Genomic DNA, 16,902 nt, shown 5'->3' on the forward strand with positions numbered 1-16,902 from the left:
GGTCCCCTCCCTGATTACAGCACGTAGCGCGACAGGTCTTCGTTGACCGACAGCGCTTCCAGGCGTTCGTTGACATACGCGGCATCGATCACCAGCAGGTTTTCCGTGCTGCTGCTGCCTTCGCTGGCTGTAAACGACACTTCTTCCAGCAGTTTTTCCATCACCGTGTGCAGGCGGCGCGCACCGATGTTTTCCGTGCGCTCGTTTACCGAGTAGGCGATTTCCGCCAGGCGCGTGATGCCTTCCGGCGCAAATTGCAGCTTCAGGTTTTCCGTCGCCAGCAAGGCTTCGTACTGCATCGTCAGGCAGGCGTCCGTACTCGTCAGGATGCGTTCGAAGTCCGAGATCGACAGCGATTCCAGTTCCACGCGGATGGGGAAGCGCCCCTGCAGTTCCGGGATCAGGTCCGACGGTTTCGACAGGTGGAACGCGCCCGAGGCGATGAACAGGATGTGGTCCGTGCGGATCATGCCGTACTTGGTGTTGACGGTGGTGCCCTCGACCAGCGGCAGCAGGTCGCGCTGCACGCCCGCGCGCGAGACGTCGGCGCCGCCGGACTCCGAGCGCGAGGCGATCTTGTCGATTTCATCGAGGAAGACGATGCCGTTCTGCTCGACGTTCTGGATGGCCTTCTGTTTCAGCTCATCTTCGTTGAGCAGCTTCGCCGCTTCTTCCTCGACCAGCAGTTTCAACGCTTCGCGGATCTTGACCTTGCGCGCCTTCTTGCGCTGTCCGCCCACGCCCGAGAACATGGATTTGATCTGCTCCGTCATTTCTTCCATGCCCGGCGGCGCCATGATTTCCATCTGCGGGCCCGCCTCGGCCAGTTCGATCTCGATTTCCTTGTCATCGAGCTCGCCCTGGCGCAAGCGCTTGCGGAAGGTCTGGCGCGTGCTGTCGCCGCTGCCCGTGTCCACGGCCGCCGCCGTATTCGGCGTAAAGCCGAAGTCGCGCGCCGGCGGCACGAGGATGTCGATCACGCGGTCTTCGGCCGCATCTTCGGCGCGCGCGCGCACCTTCTTCATTTCCAGCGCGCGCGTCTGCTTGATGCCGATGTCGATCAGGTCGCGGATGATGGTGTCGACGTCGCGCCCCACATAGCCCACTTCCGTGAACTTGGTCGCTTCGATCTTGATGAACGGCGCCTCGGCCAGCTTGGCCAGGCGGCGCGCGATTTCCGTCTTGCCGACGCCCGTGGGGCCGATCATGAGGATGTTCTTGGGCGTGATTTCATGGCGCAGGGGCTCGGCCACCTGCTGGCGGCGCCAGCGGTTACGCAGGGCGATGGCGACGGCGCGTTTGGCCTTGGCCTGGCCCACCACGTGCTTGTCGAGTTCGGTGACGATTTCCGACGGGGTCATGTTCATGATCATAGTTGGCTTTCTATTCTTTGCTCAGGCGCGCTTAGGTTTAGTCTAAGGTCTCGATGATGTGGGACATATTCGTGTAAATGCACAGCTCGGCGGCGATGGTCAGCGATTTCTTGACCACCTCGGCCGGCGAGAGGTCCGTGTTTTCCTGCAGGGCCTTGGCGGCGGACTGGGCGTAGGTGCCGCCCGAGCCGATGGCGCCGATGCCGTCTTCCGGTTCCAGCACGTCGCCATTGCCCGTGATGACCAGCGTCGATTCGCTGTCGGCCACCAGCAGCATCGCTTCCAGGCGGCGCAGCACGCGGTCGGTGCGCCAGTCCTTGGCCAGTTCGACGGAGGCGCGCAGCAGATTGCCCTGGTGTTTTTCCAGCTTGCCTTCGAAGCGGTCGAGCAAGGTGAACGCGTCGGCGGTGCCGCCGGCAAAGCCGACCAGGACCTTGCCCTGATACAACTTACGCACTTTGCGGGCTGTGCCCTTCATGACGATGTTGCCCAGCGTTACCTGGCCGTCGCCGCCCAGGGCGACTTGCTTGCCGCGCCGGACGCAGAGGATGGTGGTGCCGTGAAATTGTTCCATAGTGACCTCAAAAGATTCGTGCCGATGCGTGCAAGGCCATGCGATTGCGCGCCCATGGCTCAAAAGTGGGGATGGAAAAGGCAATTGCAAGCGGCACTTTCCACTGCCGTGCTTGCTTCAGTGTAGTCGGCGCGGGACGAAAAAAAAGCACGCAACCGGAGGTCGTGTGCTTTTTTATTCGCCATTGCGGGCCGCCGGGGCGGCCGCGCAAGGGGAGGGCGATCAGTCGCCGTACAGCTTTTGCTTCAGTTCGCGCCGTTGCTGGGCTTCCAGCGACAGGGTGGCGGTCGGACGGGCGATCAGGCGCGGGATGCCGATAGGCTCGCCCGTTTCTTCGCACCAGCCATAGTCGCCGGCGTCGATGCTGGCGATCGATTGCTGCACTTTCTTCAGCAATTTGCGTTCGCGGTCGCGCGTGCGCAGTTCCAGCGCATGCTCTTCCTCGATGGTGGCGCGGTCGGCAGGGTCCGGTACGAGCACGGTTTCACGCAAGTGTTCCGTGGTTTCGCCGGCGTTTTTCAGCAAGTCTTTTTCGAGCTGCTGCAGGCGCGCCTTGAAGAATGCCAGTTGTGCCGGATTCATGTAGTCATCTTCGCTCATGGCGCGAATTTGGTCTTCGCTGATGAGAGGGATGTCTTGGTTGGCGGCCGGGGTCGATTTATTAGTTTTGGTCATAACTTCGCTTACCTTCGATACGACAGAGTTTTCAAATTGATCAGTTGATGCGGCGATACCGAGCAACTGTACAGGTTCCGCTTGGCATTGCTGTCCCGCTGTACTGCGTGCGACCTTGGCTTGCCGGCGAAAGCCAGGACTACCGGCCGGCTAAGGTGCCATGTTGATAACTTTTTACCGCTCTATGCCAGTCGCGCTATGCGCGCGTCAACAGGCGTGTTGGGTGGATCGGTTGCATACCTGGCATGCGGCCAGCGGCAGTTTGCCAGCATTTCATGACAGGCGAACGACATGGGCCGTTTTCGTCGCTGATTTTGGCACGCTTTGCTTTATATTGCCATCCCGATTTGTTGACTAGCCGATCAGAAACGGCTACTTGTTGGTTTATGCCAGCAAGACGGGTGTCAGACAGCGGGAAAGCGTGCTTAACTTTCCCTTTTGTTTCTGCTTTGCAACGGATACTTTGCAAAACCCGGCTAGTTTATACCAAACATTGTTCGAGTCCGCGAATAAAAATGTCTTTTGGTAGATTCTTGCCAATAAACACCATTTTGCTGCCGCGCACTTCATTTTCGCCCCATTTGGCGCCCAGGTCGCTGCCCATCAGCTGGTGCACGCCCTGGAAGACCACCTTGCGCTCGGCGCCCTGCATCAGCAGCACGCCCTTGTAGCGCAGCATGCGCGGACCATACACTTGCACCAGGCCGCCGAGGAACTCGTCGAGCTTGGCGCTGTCGAACGGTTGCGTGCTCTTGAAAACAAAGGCGGCGATATCGTCGCTGTGCTGCGCATGGTGATGGTCGGCATGGCCGCAATCGGTGGCGCAGGCGTCGCTGTGTTCGTGTTTGTGCTCGTGGCCGTGCTCCTCCGCATGCGCATGGTCGTGGTCGTGGACGTGCGCCGTTTCGGTTGCCAGGAAATCCGGGTCCAGTTCCAGCTTTTCATTCAGGTTGAAGCCGCGGATGTCGAGCACCTCGGCCAGCGGCGCGCGGCCGAAATCGACCTTGGCGATGGGCGCGCGCGGGTTGATGCGTTTCAGGCGGCGCGTCAGGATGGCCACGTCGTCTTCACTGACGAGGTCGGTTTTCGACAGCAGCAGCTTGTCGGCAAAGCCCACTTGCCGCTGGGCTTCCTCGTACTCATCCAGTTGCTTCATGGCATGACGGGCATCGACTACCGTGATAATAGCGTCGAGCATGTAATGGCTGCCCACTTCTTCGTCGACAAAGAAGGTTTGCGCCACGGGGCCGGGATTGGCCAGGCCCGTCGTTTCGATGACGACGCGGTCGAACGCCAGCAAACCGGCGTCGCGCTTGCGCGCCAGTTCCGTGAGGCCCACGATCAGGTCGCCCCGCACGGTGCAGCAGATGCAGCCGTTGTTCATCTCGATGATGTGTTCGTTGCTATCCTGCACCAGGATCTCGTTATCGATGTTTTCCTGGCCAAACTCGTTTTCGATCACGGCGATGCGCATGCCGTGCTCTTCCTGCAGTATGCGGTTGAGCAAGGTGGTTTTGCCTGCGCCCAGGAAACCGGTGAGGATGGTGGTTGGAATCAGTGCCATGAGAGATGCCTTGTAATCGGTGGTGCCGCCGCGCAAGCGGAAGAATGCGGACGATTATGCCGGAATTTTGCAAAAGCTTGCAAATGCGCGCCCATCCGCTTGATATGGATCAGGCTGCCCCACCGGCGCCGCTGCCTACTTGAGCTTGGCGCGCGGGTGCGCCTGGTCGTACACGTGCGCCAGGTGCTGGAAGTCGAGGGCCGTGTAGACCTGGGTCGAGGTGATGCTGGAATGGCCCAGCATTTCCTGCACGGCGCGCAAGTCGCCCGACGATTGCAGCACGTGCGAAGCGAACGAGTGGCGCAGCACGTGCGGGTGCACGTTGGCGGGAATGTCCGTCGCCAGCGCGTGCGCCTTCAGGCGCAGCTGCAGCACGCGGGGCGAGATGCGCGTGCCGCGCGTGCTTAAAAACAAGGCAGCGCTGCCATCCTTGGCTGGCGGGCGCACGCCCAGCCAGGCGGTCAGGGCCACGAGGGCCGCCTTGCCGACGGGCACCTTGCGCATCTTGTTGCCCTTGCCCGTGACGATGACTTCGAAGCTGGCCATGTCGAGCCAGCCCAGCGAGGCGGGCTGGCCGCCGTCGGCCTTGCAATAGTGGGTGTCCAGGCTGGTCAGTTCGGACACGCGCAAGCCGCTCGAGTACAGCAGTTCGAACATGGCGCGGTTGCACAGCTGTTCCGGTTCCGCGGCGCCTTGCTGGTGTTGCGCGGGCGCCACGAGGCGCACGGCATCGTCCACCGACAGGGCTTTTGGCAAGGTCTTGGCCCGCTTGGGGGCGCGGATGCCGTCGACGGGATTGGCGTCGAGCGGGGTTTCCCCGCTGAGCCAGTTGAAAAAGCCCCGCCACGACGACAGCTTGCGGGCGATCGAACGCGGGTCGAGGCCGCCGGCATGCAGCTTGGCCGTGTAGCGGCGCACTTCATTGTGCGCCAGCGCCGTCCAGGGCGTATTGCCGCTCAGTTCCAGCAAGGTGCGCAAGTCGCGCCCGTAGGCGTCCAGCGTATGCGGCGACAGCTTGCGCTGCGTGGCCAGCTGCGCCAGATAGGCGTCGAGCCAGTCAGCCTTGCCGCGTGCCTCCATGGCGTGCTCAGGCAGGCGTGCCGGCGCGCAGCGCGGCCAGGGCGGCGCTGGCCGTGGCGCCGATATGCACGAGGAAGTCCGTGCCCATGCTCGAGGTAAAGCGTTCGCTGTCGGGCGAACCGAGCACCAGCAAGCCGAAGGTGCCCGTGGTGTTCGGCGCGCGCAGGGCGATCATGACGGTCGATTCGATCTTATCGGCCTGCAACCAGTGCACGGCTTCGAAATCGCGGTTGCTGCCGCAGTACGGCGCTTGCAGGCTGTTGGCGAACATGCGCACGTCGGCCGTCACATCTTCCGTGAACCAGCCGTTGGCGTGTTCCGGCAACACTTGCCACAGGCGCAGGCTGACGCAGGGCACGTCGAAATTGCTTTGCAAGGCGTCGACCAGCACGCGCGGCATGTCCGCATCGTTGCGCACTTGCAGCATGGCCTGGTTCCAGCCGTGGAATTTGCTGGCGATGTCGCCATTTTCCTCGGCCAGGCGGCGCAGCTTGGACATGCGCAGTTCCAGCGCCTTGTACTTGTCGCGCATCACTTCCATCTGCCGCTCCTGCAGCGAGATGGTGCGTCCCGTCAGCGGGCTGCTCAGCTTGACCTCACCGAGCAGGGCGGTATGCTCTTCGAAGAAATTCGGGTGCTCGCTCAGGTACTGGGCGACGGTGCTGGAATCGAGTGTGGCGGTCATTGAGAATATCTGTCAGTGAAAGTTGAACACTTCATTCTAACCGAGAGTGCGGCGGCATAGGCGCAAAGGGGATGGCGGCTATGCATTTTCCGCGCGCGCATGAAAAAAGCGGCATGGTTGCCCATGCCGCCTTGCATTCTTAGCTCAGCAATCACCCGTGAAGGGTGACCGGCCGAACATTAGAAGTTGTGGTGTACGCCGATGCCGATGTAGTTGACGGTTTTCGCAACGGTGTAGTTGAGGCTATTAGGAGCTGCTGCTTTCTTGTTCGAAATATCCGCGTACAGGTAGGTGCGTTTCGACAGATTGTAGTCATAGCCCAGCGATGCTTGCTTGGTCTTGACGACGCCATCTGGCGTTTTTTGACCGTAACCGGCGCGGATCTTGCCTGGGCCGACGTCATAGTTGGCGCCCAGCACCCACGATTTGGTATCGGTGTTGATGATCTTGAAGTTGCCATCATCCTGATGCTGGTACGACGCCATCAGTTTCAATTCCTTGATCGGATTGAACGATGCTGCAACCGACCACAGTTTGGCTTGCACGCCATTGCGTTCGTAAGCGGCCATGGCGGCGAATTGCTCGTTGGTATAGGTCGCCGAGATCGAGTATGGATTCGATGCTGGTACCGCGTTGCCCAGCAATGCATAGTTACCCGAGGCAAACGTTATTGGGTTGACCGGCGGACGCGCTGGGACGGCGGTATTGTTATTCGCTTCCTTGGCGGCCACGGTGGCGTTGAACTGGAAGCCGCTGATGACTGGCGAGTTGTAGAATACGGCGTTCGAGAAGCGGTTACGCGAGTTGCCATCCGCGCTCAGTGGATCGCTGGTGTAGGCGGCCACGGTCAGGTCGGTCTGGAAACCGGCTTGCGTCGGCATGCCCGACCATGGTTCGAACGCGGTGCTCGATTCCTGGAAGGCGGTCAGGCCACGGCCCAGGCGTACGGTACCGAAGTCGCCTTGCAGGCCGACGCGGCTTTGACCCTGGAACAGCGGACGGGAGTTGCTTTCCAGCGTGCCCGTGTCGGATTCATAGCGAATTTCCAGTTGGAAAATAGCTTTCAAGCCATTGCCCAGATCTTCCGTGCCCTTGAAGCCCAGTTTGTTGTTGTCGCGCTTGGTGACGGCGGTGGTCGAACCCGTCGCTTTGCCCAGGCCTGCATCGATCGTGCCGTAGATTTGGACGGACGACTGCGCTTGTGCGGTTGCGGCAAAGGCGCCGAAGAGTGCGAGGGCAACGAGTGATTTTTTCATGTCTTATTCCCTATTAAAAGTGAGTTCCGTCCGAGATCCGAGCAGATTGAAATGCGCTAACTGTCGCGTTTCGATGAATGAACCTTAATTCGTCGGCGCGCAAGACGTGCGGGATTGGTCAAATGTGCGTGAAAAGATTGGTGAAAAGCGGCATATCTGCATGCCCCTGTTGTATTTTTGTAACGCGCGGTTTCTGCCGAGCCCGCGCCGAGGGCCAGCGTTCTCCCACCGCCACGCTAGCGGCGCCTTGCTATATTGGCATGTCCGCGCCAGGACATTGTTGCGTTGAATCAAGTTCTTGAGGCCGCTTTGGCGGATTTGTGACACAAGGACGGTACACTAAGGGAAGGCCTGCGTTGATGGGCCTGGAGACGGCTCACTATTATTAGAATCATTGACTCAATATCGAGAATCGATGGCAAATCGCGAAACATTAGGATTGATCAAGGGCGCACGTGCGGGCGATGTCGCTTGCCAGCTGGCGTTGGGACGGGTGTATCTGTTTGGACAGGGCGTGCCGCAAAGCTTGCCCACGGCCTTGCACTGGCTGGCGCGGGCGGCCCAGGAAGATAGCGAGGAAGCGTGCTTGCTGATTGGCACGCATGTGCCGTTCGAAGTGGCGCAGCCGGCAGCCAAGGCGCTGATTCCCTATTACGCGCAGGCGTTCGATGCGGGCCTGGTGCAGGCGGGCCTGGTGCTGGCGCAACTGGTGTTGGGCAATGCCGCCAGCCACTGTGAAGCCTTGCGCGCCAAGGCGCGCGTGGCGCTGGACGCGGCCGTGCGGGCCGGCTTGCCCGATGCGCAATGGTTGCTGTCCATGCAAGAAGGATCGCTTGCCGCTGCCGGGGCGAACAGCAGTCTTGCTGGCGAGCAAGTTCTCGATGGCGACGCGCCGCTGTACTCGTGGCTGGAGCAGGCCTGGAGCCAGGGCAACCATGCGGGCTTTTTGTCGCAAGGCTTGCCGCTGGCGCGCGAGCTGCTGCAGCGCCAGGCGGCCGCCGGGGCGCGCACGATCGCCCTCGATGCGCAGCAGGTGTTGCTGCTGTCGCGTTGCGCCCAAGCCCTGGCGCCAGGCGGCGATGCCGAGGGCTGGCAGTGTTGCGAGCTGGCCGCGCATGGCGGCGACCGCACGGCGCAGCTGGAGCTTGGGCTCGGCTATGCGCGCATGGATGCGCATGGCCAGCGGCTGGCCACGCGCAACGGCGCGGCCAATTTCAAGCGGGCCGTGCGCTGGCTGACGCAGGCTGGCGAGCAGGGATTGGCCGAAGCCTGGTTCGTGCTGTCGCGCATCTATACGAAACCGGAATTTTCCCAGCGCAATGTGGTCGAAGCCCATTCCTGCCTGGAGCGTGCCGCCGACCTGGGGCATGGCCCGGCCCAGCTCGAGTGCGGCATGCATGCCTGGCGTAATCGCCGCGACGGCGTCAACAACGATGTGCGGGCCGCGTACTGGCTGCTGCAGGCGCAGGCGCAAGGCAGCCGTGAGGCGGAGGCGGCGCTGGCGAAGATCGCGCCGCAAGGCGAACCCGGCGAATGGGGCCAGTGCGCCGCCATGCACGCCGATGGGCATTTACGGCAATTGGGCCAGAGCCACCCCTTGCTGGCGATGCGGCTGGCCCTGGCGCGCTGCTTTCATCTGTCGCGTGCCGAGGCATTGCTGCTCGATATACACGCGGCCGACCAGGGGCATTGTCTGTTGATCGATATCAGCGCCACGCATGGACGCGGCAAGCGACGCCTGGCATTGATCCGCACGGCGCAGGAGCGCCAGCTGCTGGACCAGGCGGTGCGCCTGTTCGAGCGCGTCGATTGCGGCGTGGCGGGTCCGGAAGGCAATTACCGGCAGCGCCTGTACCGCCTGAAGTGCTACCTGGCCGAACTCGATGTTGCGCAGGAACAGCAGTTCCTGGCGGCCTGACTTTTACTGGCTTACAGCTCGATCGTGCCTTCGAACACGGTCACGGCCGGGCCTGTCATCAGGACGGGATGGCCGGGGCCTTGCCACGCGATCGACAGTTCGCCGCCGCGCGCGCTGATGCGTACGGGGGAATCGAGCAAGCCGCGCAAGATGCCGGCCACGGCGGCGGCGCAGGCGCCCGTGCCGCACGCCAGGGTTTCACCCGCGCCCCGTTCAAACACGCGCAGTTTCACGTGCTGGCGGTCGACGATCTGCATGTAGCCGGCGTTGACCCTGCGGGGAAAGCGCGGGTGGTGCTCGATGCGCGGGCCCGTCGTGTCCAGGTCTTGCGCATCGACATCGTCGACCACTTGCACGGCGTGCGGATTGCCCATCGAGACGACGGACAGCAGCACGGGCGACGTTTGGCCCGGCAGCGCCAGGTCCAGCGGCCACACGGTGTCCTTGCCTTGCGCTATGCCGTCCAGGCCGCTGGCATCGAACGGCACCAGCTTTGGCTCCAGCACGGGCGCGCCCATGTCGACCGTGATGCTGCCGTCGATCTCCAGGCGCGGCGCGATGATGCCGGCCATGGTTTCCACGCGGATGCTGGTCTTGTCGGACAAGCCTTTTTCGCTGACGAACTTGACGAAGGCGCGTGCGCCATTGCCGCATTGCTCGACTTCGCCCCCGTCGTTGTTATAGATGCGGTAGCGGAAGTCGCAGCCGGGCAGGCGCGGCTTTTCCACCACGAGGATCTGATCGGCGCCGATGCCGAAACGGCGGTCGGCCAGGCGCTGCCACTGGGCCGGCGTGAAGTCGATCTCTTGATGGATGGCGTCGATGACGATGAAGTCATTGCCGGCGCCATGCATTTTGGTAAATTGGAGTTTCATGGTCTGCCGTATCACTTGTACTGGTTATAGAACGACGCTTCGCCTTCCGGACGCGTCTTGAAGCGTTTATGCGTCCAGAAATACTCGGCCGGCGCTTCGCGCACGCGCTCTTCGATGAATTCGTTCATGCGGCGCGTGGCGGCAGTGATGTCGTCGCCCGGATAATCGTCCCACGCCGGGTAATACGTCACTTGCCAGCCCTGGTAATTGGGCAGGAAGGTGGCGATGACGGGAATGACTTGCGCCTTGGCGGCCAGCGCCAGGCGCGCCGTGGCCGTCAGGGTGGCGGCGGGCACGCCGAAGAAGGGCACGAATTCCGCATCCTTTTCGCCGAAATCCATGTCCGGCAGCATGAAATACGGCAAGCCGTCGCGCAGCGCGCGCAGGATCGTCTTGATGCCGTCCTGGCGTGTAAACAGCTTGGGCGGCTTGAAGCGCGAACGGCCGTTGCGCAAGGCCTGGTCGAAGGCGGCGTTCTTTTGCTGCACATACATCGACGAGGCGGAAATTTCCATGGCCGTGGCGGCGCCGGCCACGTCGAGGCAGACAAAGTGCGGGCACAGCAGGATGGTCGGCTTGGCCGCGATCTGCTGGCCGGGGAAGGCGGGCACCTTTTTGATCAGGCGGTTCAGGCGCGCTTCCGACGACCACCACAGGATGCTGCGTTCCCACACGCTGCGCGAATACGCCTGGAAATGCTGGCGCGCCAGCGCCACGCGCTGGGCTTCCGTCAATTCCGGCATGCACAGGCGCAGATTCGTCAGGGCAATCTTGCGCCGCGTGGGCATGGCGATGAACAGCAGGCTGCCGACGGCCACGCCGAAGCGGCCGAGGATGGGCAAGGGCAGCCAGTGCAGCAGCCACATGAAGGCGATCAGCAGTCTCATGCCTGCTCCCCGGCGGCATCCGGCGCGGCGGGCGTGGGCGGCGGCGCGCCGCGCGGCACTTTATAGCGATTGTAGCTCCACAGGTATTGCGACGGGCTGCGCGCGATCAATTGTTCCATGGCCGCATTGATGGTGCGCGCCTGTTCCGCCGAGGTGCTGTCGAGGGACTCGGTGAAGGGCACGAAATGCACGACATAGCCGCGCCCGCCCGGCAGGCGTTCCGCGTAGGTGATGATGACTTCGGCACCGCCCATCTGCGCCAGCTTGGCGGGCAGGGTCATGGTGTAGGCGGGGCGGCCGAAGAAATCGGCCCACACGCCTTCGCCTTCCTGCGGCACCTGGTCGGGCAGCAGGCCGATGGGTTGGCCTTTTTTCAGGCATTTGGCGAAGATGCGCACGCCCGACATATTGGCCGGCGCCAGCATCAGGTTTTCGCGCGCGCGCGCGCCTTCGATCAGCGGCTTCAATGCGGCGCGCTTGGGTGGGCGGTACATCACGGTGAGCGGCGTGCGCAGCGCGATTTGCTGGGCGACGATCTCAAAGCAGCCCAGGTGCGGCGTCAGGAAGACGATGCCGCGGCCATGCTGCAGCGCTTTTTCCACCAGTTCCCAGTTTTCCACCGTCGCATGGCGCGCCACGCGTTCGGCTGGCGCGCACCAGATGAAGGGCAGTTCCAGCACGCTCTTGCCCGCTTCGGCCACGGCCGTGTGCAAGTGTTGCGAAAACCCCGCACCTTGCATGTTCTCGCGCATGCGGCGGCGGTAGGACGGGGAAATGGCGTAAATTACCCAGCCGAGCGCAGCGCCCAGGCCATGCAGGACGGGCAGGGGAAAGATCGATAAGAAGCGGAAAATTGGGACTAACATGTATAAGCTGTTTCCAGGAATGGCGTGTTGCCGTGCCAAAATTTTTTAAGAAGCGTAAAATACCACGTATGCAGTAACCGCTGAGTTAATAGACAACTTGCGATGCGGAATATAAATCTCGCTAAAGCGTCGCAGGCAAAATCCTCTTTACTGCGACAGAACATTCACATAGTAAACAGGAGCTTGCAATGTCAAACGACTATCTCTTCACTTCCGAATCCGTTTCGGAAGGCCATCCCGACAAGGTTGCCGATCAAATTTCCGACGCCATCCTTGACGCCATCCTGACCCAGGATCCAGCCGCCCGCGTGGCTGCCGAAACCCTGTGCAACACCGGTCTGGTGGTGCTGGCTGGCGAGATTACCACGCACGCCAATGTGGATTATATTCAAGTTGCGCGCGAAACCATCAAACGCATCGGCTACGACAACACCGAATACGGCATCGACTACAAGGGTTGCGCCGTGCTGGTGGCCTACGACAAGCAATCGCCGGACATCGCGCAAGGCGTCGATGAAGGTGCGGGTATTGACCTGGATCAAGGCGCTGGCGATCAGGGCTTGATGTTCGGTTACGCCTGCGATGAAACGGCCGAGCTGATGCCTGCCGCCATCCACTACGCGCACCGTCTGGTCGAGCGCCAGTCGCAGCTGCGCAAGGATGGCCGTTTGCCATGGCTGCGCCCGGATGCGAAATCGCAAGTCACGCTGCGCTACGTCGATGGCCGCCCGGTCGGCGTGCACACGGTCGTGCTGTCGACCCAGCATGCGCCGGAAATCTCGCACAAGCAGATCGAAGAAGCCGTCATCGAAGAAATCATCAAGCCGATCCTGCCGCGCGAATGGCTGACGGAGACCAAATTCCTCGTCAACCCGACGGGCCGTTTCGTCATCGGCGGTCCGCAAGGCGATTGCGGCTTGACCGGCCGCAAGATCATCGTCGACACCTACGGCGGCGCAGCCCCGCACGGCGGCGGCGCATTCTCGGGCAAGGACCCGTCGAAAGTCGACCGTTCGGCAGCCTACGCGGCCCGCTACGTGGCGAAAAACATCGTCGCGGCCGGCCTGGCGCGCCAATGCCAGGTGCAGGTCAGCTACGCCATCGGCGTGGCCAAGCCGATCAACATCACCGTGTACACGGAAGGCACGGGCGTGATTCCCGACGCGGAAATCGCCAAGCTGGTGCTGGCGCACTTTGATCTGCGTCCAAAAGGCATCGTGCAAATGCTCGACCTGTTGCGCCCGATCTACCAGAAGAGCGCCGCCTACGGCCACTTCGGCCGTGAAGAGCCGGAATTCACGTGGGAACGCACGGACAAGGTCGCCCTGCTGCGCGACGCTGCCGGCCTGAAGTAATAATCTAGTCAGACTTGCAAGAAAAGCGCCCCGGCCTGCTGGCCGCGGGCGCTTTTTTTATGTGTTGTTACGTGGCAATGCCGTGCAAACAGGCTGGCGCGGCGGCCTTGACAATGATAAAATCCCGTGTCCGAGGAGCGTTGCGACGAAGAAATTCGCCAGGCTCGGAATATCCTGCAACTGCGCTCACGTACCTTTTTCAACAACTGAAAGGAGGGCGTGATGAACGCCGTACTCAAATCGCAACACGACTACACCATCGCCGATATCACCTTGGCCGCATGGGGCGACAAAGAAATCAAGATTGCTGAAACGGAAATGCCTGGCCTGATGGCCATCCGCGAAGAATTCGCGGCAGCGCAGCCTCTGAAAGGCGCGCGCATCACCGGTTCCATCCACATGACCATCCAGACCGCCGTGCTGATCCAGACCCTGGAAGCACTGGGCGCGCAAGTGCGTTGGGCATCGTGCAACATTTACTCCACGCAAGATCATGCCGCCGCCGCCATCGCCGCTGCCGGCACGCCTGTGTTCGCCGTCAAGGGCGAGTCGCTGGACGATTACTGGGAATACACGCACCGCATCTTCGAATGGCCGAACGTGGACGGCAAGGCCGTCTACTCGAACATGATCCTCGACGATGGCGGCGATGCGACCCTGCTGCTGCACCTGGGCGTGCGCGCGGAAACCGACCTGTCGGTGCTGGCCAATCCAGGCTCGGAAGAAGAAATCTGCCTGTTCAACTCGATCAAGAAGCACTTGCTGGCCGACCCGACCTGGTACTCGAAGCGCCTGCCGGAAATCCTCGGCGTGACGGAAGAAACCACCACCGGCGTGCACCGTTTGTACCAGATGCACAAGGAAGGCAAGCTGGCTTTCCCTGCGATCAACGTGAACGATTCCGTCACGAAATCGAAATTCGACAATCTGTATGGCTGCCGCGAATCGCTGGTCGACGGCATCAAGCGCGCCACCGACGTGATGATCGCCGGTAAAGTGGCCGTCATCGCCGGTTACGGTGATGTGGGTAAAGGTTCGGCCCAGGCCATGCGGGCCCTGTCGGCGCAAGTGTGGGTGACGGAAGTCGATCCGATCTGCGCACTGCAGGCGGCGATGGAAGGCTACCGCGTCGTGACCATGGATTACGCCTGCGAACACGGCGACATTTTCGTCACCTGCACCGGCAACTATCATATCCTCACGCACGATCACCTGACGCGCATGAAAGACCAGGCCATCGTCTGCAACATTGGTCACTTCGACAATGAAATCGACGTTGCTTCGTTGAAACAATATGAGTGGGAAAACATCAAGCCGCAAGTCGACCACATCATCTTCCCGTCGGGCCGCCGCATCATCCTGCTGGCCGAAGGCCGCCTGGTCAACCTCGGTTGCGGCACGGGCCACCCGTCGTACGTGATGAGCTCGTCGTTCGCCAACCAGACGATCGCCCAGATCGAGCTGTACGCGAACACGGCCAACTACCCGGTCGGCGTGTACACCTTGCCGAAACACCTCGATGAAAAAGTCGCTCGTTTGCAACTCAAAAAGTTGAATGCGCAGCTGACGGAACTGACGCAAGAGCAAGCCGACTACATCGGCGTGCGCACGGAAGGCCCATACAAGCCAGAGCACTACCGTTACTAAGATGGTTGCCTCATGAACCTACTGCGCGGCGCGGGGCGCGGCCGGCGATGCTCACTGTGCTACAGCACAGTTGCGCTTCTCGGCCACGCCGCGCATCCGCTCGCTACGGTTCCTGAGGCAACAATACTGATCGGTGTACTTTGAAAAGGCCGGCTATGCCGGCTTGCCCTCTTTTTTGACAGGCTAGAGAAATGCGCTTGCTACTGATTTGGTTTATCAATGCGGCGGCCCTGTTTGCCGTCCCTTATCTGATGCACTCGGTGACGATGAGCAGCGGCTGGACCGCGCTGCTGGCCGCTGCCGTGCTGGGGCTGGTCAATGCGCTGATCCGTCCTTTGCTGATCCTGCTGACCCTGCCCGTGACGTTCTTGTCGCTGGGCCTGTTCATTTTGATCATCAACGGCTTCATGTTCTGGCTGGTGGCGCAGATGATCGCTGGTTTCCATGTCGCCAGTTTCTGGTCTGCCGTGGGCGGTGCCATTCTGTACAGCATCATTTCCTGGGCCTTGTCGACCTTACTTTTGAGCAACGACGATGGAAAAGCATAACTTCAGTATTGAGTTTTTCCCGCCAAAAACCCCGGAAGGGGCGGAAAAGCTGCGCGCCACGCGCGTCAAGTTGTCTGAATTGCATCCGAAGTATTTCTCGGTGACCTTTGGCGCCGGCGGCACGACGCAGCAGGGTACCTTGGACACCGTGCGCGAGATCCTGGCGGCCGGCGAACAGGCCGCGCCCCATCTGTCTTGCGTGGGCGGTTCGCGCGAATCGATCCGCGCCGTGTTGGCCGACTTCAAGGCGGCCGGCGTGAACCGCATCGTGGCCTTGCGCGGCGACTTGCCGAGCGGCTATGGTGCCTCGGGCGAGTTCCGCTACGCCAACGAGCTGGTGGAATTCATCCGCGCCGAGACGGGCGACCATTTCCATATCGAAGTGGCTGCCTATCCGGAAGTGCACCCGCAAGCCCGTTCGCCGCAGGACGACCTGAACGCGTTCGCGCGCAAGGTGCAGGCCGGCGCCGATGCCGCCATCACCCAGTACTTCTACAATGCCGACGCGTATTTCCAGTTTGTCGAGCAGACGCAGAAGATGGGCATCAACGTGCCCATCGTGGCCGGTATCATGCCGATCACGAATTACACGCAGCTGATGCGCTTTTCGGACATGTGCGGCGCGGAAATTCCACGCTGGGTGCGTCTGAAACTGGCCAGCTTCGGCGACGACAGCGCGTCCATCAAGGCTTTTGGCCTGGACGTGGTGACGGGCTTGTGCGAACGCCTGCTGGAAGGCGGCGCGCCAGGCTTGCATTTCTATAGCATGAACCAGGCGGCGCCCACGACCGCACTGTGGCAGCGTCTGGTCAAGTAATTCTTTGCAGTTATAGCGCCTAACAAAACCGTCGCGAGCGGCAGCGAGTTGCGGCCGAGAAGCGGAGCTGTGCTAAGCACGGGGCCGCCGAGGCAGTGAGCATCGGAGGCCGCAAATCGCGACGCGCAGTAGGTTATGTTAGGTGCTTTCAGAGCAGATCGCCCTCGGTCACGATGTGATCGAGGGCGATGTCGTATTCGCCGTTGGGAAAGCTTGCCGCCAGGCAGGCATAGGCGATGCCCACGGTGCGCGGACGGGGCAGTTGCGCCAGGGTGCGGTCGTAATACCCGCCGCCATAGCCGAGCCGGTACCGTTCCCCATTAAAACCCAGGCAAGGCACCAGCAGGGTGGCGGGCGCCGGGCGCAGGCGCAATTCGGCGGGCACGGCCACGCCCATGCCATCCTTGACCATCGCTTCTCCCGGCGTCCAGCTGGAAAACGCCAGCGGTGCATGCTTTTCCAGCACCACCGGCAAGCTTAATTGCACGCCGCGCGCGGCCAGCTGCGCATACGCGCCGTGCAAGTCCGGCTCGCCATGCAGGGGCCAGTACACGCCCAGTTCCTCGACGTTTTCCTGCGCGCACCAGTCCAGCAGGCGCTGCGCGATGGCCGCATCCCACTGCGCGCGCGTGGCGTCGGGCAGGGCGCGCCGGGCCGCCAGCAAGGCTTTGCGCAAGCCGGCTTTTTCCTGTGGCGCAATGGGTGGCCGTGCAGCCGGATCGCATGTTATTCTAGGGTCGCTATTCATATCACCATCAAGTTAAGATTGAGAGTCGTACATT

At 61.7% G+C, this 16,902-nt stretch carries 16 protein-coding genes and 1 riboswitch; of the genes, 5 read left to right on the plus strand and 11 right to left on the minus strand.

Annotation, left to right across the window (positions count from 1 at the left end; genetic code table 11):
• Nucleotides 1-14: 14 nt before the first annotated feature.
• The 7 genes from hslU to O3301_RS13035 form a co-directional block, all read right to left on the minus strand.
• Nucleotides 15-1,367: an ATP-dependent protease ATPase subunit HslU gene (gene hslU, locus O3301_RS13005; RefSeq protein ID WP_285817091.1), complete on the minus strand. Its 1,353-nt coding sequence runs from the start codon at nucleotides 1,365-1,367 to the stop codon at nucleotides 15-17.
• A 43-nt stretch (nucleotides 1,368-1,410) separates the two neighbouring features.
• Nucleotides 1,411-1,947 (minus strand): ATP-dependent protease subunit HslV, encoded by a 537-nt coding sequence (gene hslV, locus O3301_RS13010; RefSeq protein ID WP_010394217.1) that lies wholly within the window; start codon nucleotides 1,945-1,947, stop codon nucleotides 1,411-1,413.
• A 222-nt stretch (nucleotides 1,948-2,169) separates the two neighbouring features.
• Complete coding sequence (gene dksA / locus O3301_RS13015) at nucleotides 2,170-2,622, minus strand: RNA polymerase-binding protein DksA (protein ID WP_034753066.1); 453 nt, start codon at nucleotides 2,620-2,622, stop codon at nucleotides 2,170-2,172.
• A 481-nt stretch (nucleotides 2,623-3,103) separates the two neighbouring features.
• Nucleotides 3,104-4,186: a GTP-binding protein gene (locus tag O3301_RS13020; RefSeq protein ID WP_289912444.1), complete on the minus strand. Its 1,083-nt coding sequence runs from the start codon at nucleotides 4,184-4,186 to the stop codon at nucleotides 3,104-3,106.
• Nucleotides 4,187-4,321: 135 nt separating this feature from the next.
• Entirely contained in the window at nucleotides 4,322-5,266 is a 945-nt protein-coding gene (locus O3301_RS13025; protein ID WP_305056566.1) for a tyrosine recombinase XerC, read from the minus strand.
• A gap of 7 nt (nucleotides 5,267-5,273) precedes the next feature.
• Nucleotides 5,274-5,951 (minus strand): DUF484 family protein, encoded by a 678-nt coding sequence (locus tag O3301_RS13030; RefSeq protein WP_305056567.1) that lies wholly within the window; start codon nucleotides 5,949-5,951, stop codon nucleotides 5,274-5,276.
• A gap of 179 nt (nucleotides 5,952-6,130) precedes the next feature.
• The gene (locus O3301_RS13035) at nucleotides 6,131-7,207 is read right to left on the minus strand and encodes a porin (RefSeq protein WP_289918514.1); all 1,077 of its coding nucleotides are present in this window, start codon (nucleotides 7,205-7,207) and stop codon (nucleotides 6,131-6,133) included.
• A gap of 415 nt (nucleotides 7,208-7,622) precedes the next feature.
• Between O3301_RS13035 and O3301_RS13040 the strand changes: the two genes are divergently transcribed.
• Nucleotides 7,623-9,125, plus strand: coding sequence for a hypothetical protein (locus O3301_RS13040; protein WP_305056568.1), 1,503 nt, complete (start codon nucleotides 7,623-7,625; stop codon nucleotides 9,123-9,125).
• 11 nt (nucleotides 9,126-9,136) lie between these two features.
• On the opposite strand, the gene dapF is transcribed toward O3301_RS13040, so the two are convergent.
• The 3 genes from dapF to O3301_RS13055 are packed head-to-tail and all read right to left on the minus strand — an operon-like array spanning nucleotide 9,137 to nucleotide 11,753.
• Entirely contained in the window at nucleotides 9,137-10,000 is an 864-nt protein-coding gene (dapF, locus tag O3301_RS13045) for a diaminopimelate epimerase (RefSeq protein ID WP_305056569.1), read from the minus strand.
• Between the two features lie 11 nt (nucleotides 10,001-10,011).
• The gene (locus O3301_RS13050; protein WP_305056570.1) at nucleotides 10,012-10,887 is read right to left on the minus strand and encodes a lipid A biosynthesis acyltransferase; all 876 of its coding nucleotides are present in this window, start codon (nucleotides 10,885-10,887) and stop codon (nucleotides 10,012-10,014) included.
• Complete coding sequence (locus O3301_RS13055; protein ID WP_289918508.1) at nucleotides 10,884-11,753, minus strand: lysophospholipid acyltransferase family protein; 870 nt, start codon at nucleotides 11,751-11,753, stop codon at nucleotides 10,884-10,886. The genes O3301_RS13050 and O3301_RS13055 overlap by 4 nt, the downstream gene beginning before the upstream one ends.
• A 188-nt stretch (nucleotides 11,754-11,941) precedes the next feature.
• On the opposite strand from O3301_RS13055, the gene metK reads away from it, so the two are divergent.
• From metK to metF, 4 genes are all read left to right on the plus strand, one after another.
• Nucleotides 11,942-13,108 carry a methionine adenosyltransferase gene (gene metK, locus O3301_RS13060; RefSeq protein ID WP_034783537.1) on the plus strand — a complete coding sequence of 389 codons (1,167 nt, stop codon included), beginning with the start codon at nucleotides 11,942-11,944 and terminating at the stop codon, nucleotides 13,106-13,108.
• Nucleotides 13,109-13,234: 126 nt separating this feature from the next.
• Nucleotides 13,235-13,303: riboswitch (S-adenosyl-L-homocysteine riboswitch) on the plus strand.
• A gap of 27 nt (nucleotides 13,304-13,330) precedes the next feature.
• Nucleotides 13,331-14,755, plus strand: coding sequence for an adenosylhomocysteinase (ahcY, locus tag O3301_RS13065; RefSeq protein WP_070258574.1), 1,425 nt, complete (start codon nucleotides 13,331-13,333; stop codon nucleotides 14,753-14,755).
• Between the two features lie 191 nt (nucleotides 14,756-14,946).
• Nucleotides 14,947-15,303, plus strand: coding sequence for a phage holin family protein (locus O3301_RS13070; RefSeq protein ID WP_099665786.1), 357 nt, complete (start codon nucleotides 14,947-14,949; stop codon nucleotides 15,301-15,303).
• Complete coding sequence (metF, locus tag O3301_RS13075) at nucleotides 15,290-16,120, plus strand: methylenetetrahydrofolate reductase [NAD(P)H] (RefSeq protein ID WP_034783533.1); 831 nt, start codon at nucleotides 15,290-15,292, stop codon at nucleotides 16,118-16,120. The genes O3301_RS13070 and metF overlap by 14 nt, the downstream gene beginning before the upstream one ends.
• A 148-nt stretch (nucleotides 16,121-16,268) precedes the next feature.
• Here metF and O3301_RS13080 read toward each other — a convergent pair whose 3' ends face one another.
• Complete coding sequence (locus O3301_RS13080) at nucleotides 16,269-16,796, minus strand: 5-formyltetrahydrofolate cyclo-ligase (protein ID WP_305056571.1); 528 nt, start codon at nucleotides 16,794-16,796, stop codon at nucleotides 16,269-16,271.
• Nucleotides 16,797-16,902: the final 106 nt, after the last annotated feature.

The sequence above is a fragment of the Janthinobacterium sp. SUN211 genome (genome assembly GCF_030587315.1).
GTDB classification, from domain to species: domain Bacteria; phylum Pseudomonadota; class Gammaproteobacteria; order Burkholderiales; family Burkholderiaceae_D; genus Janthinobacterium; species Janthinobacterium kumbetense.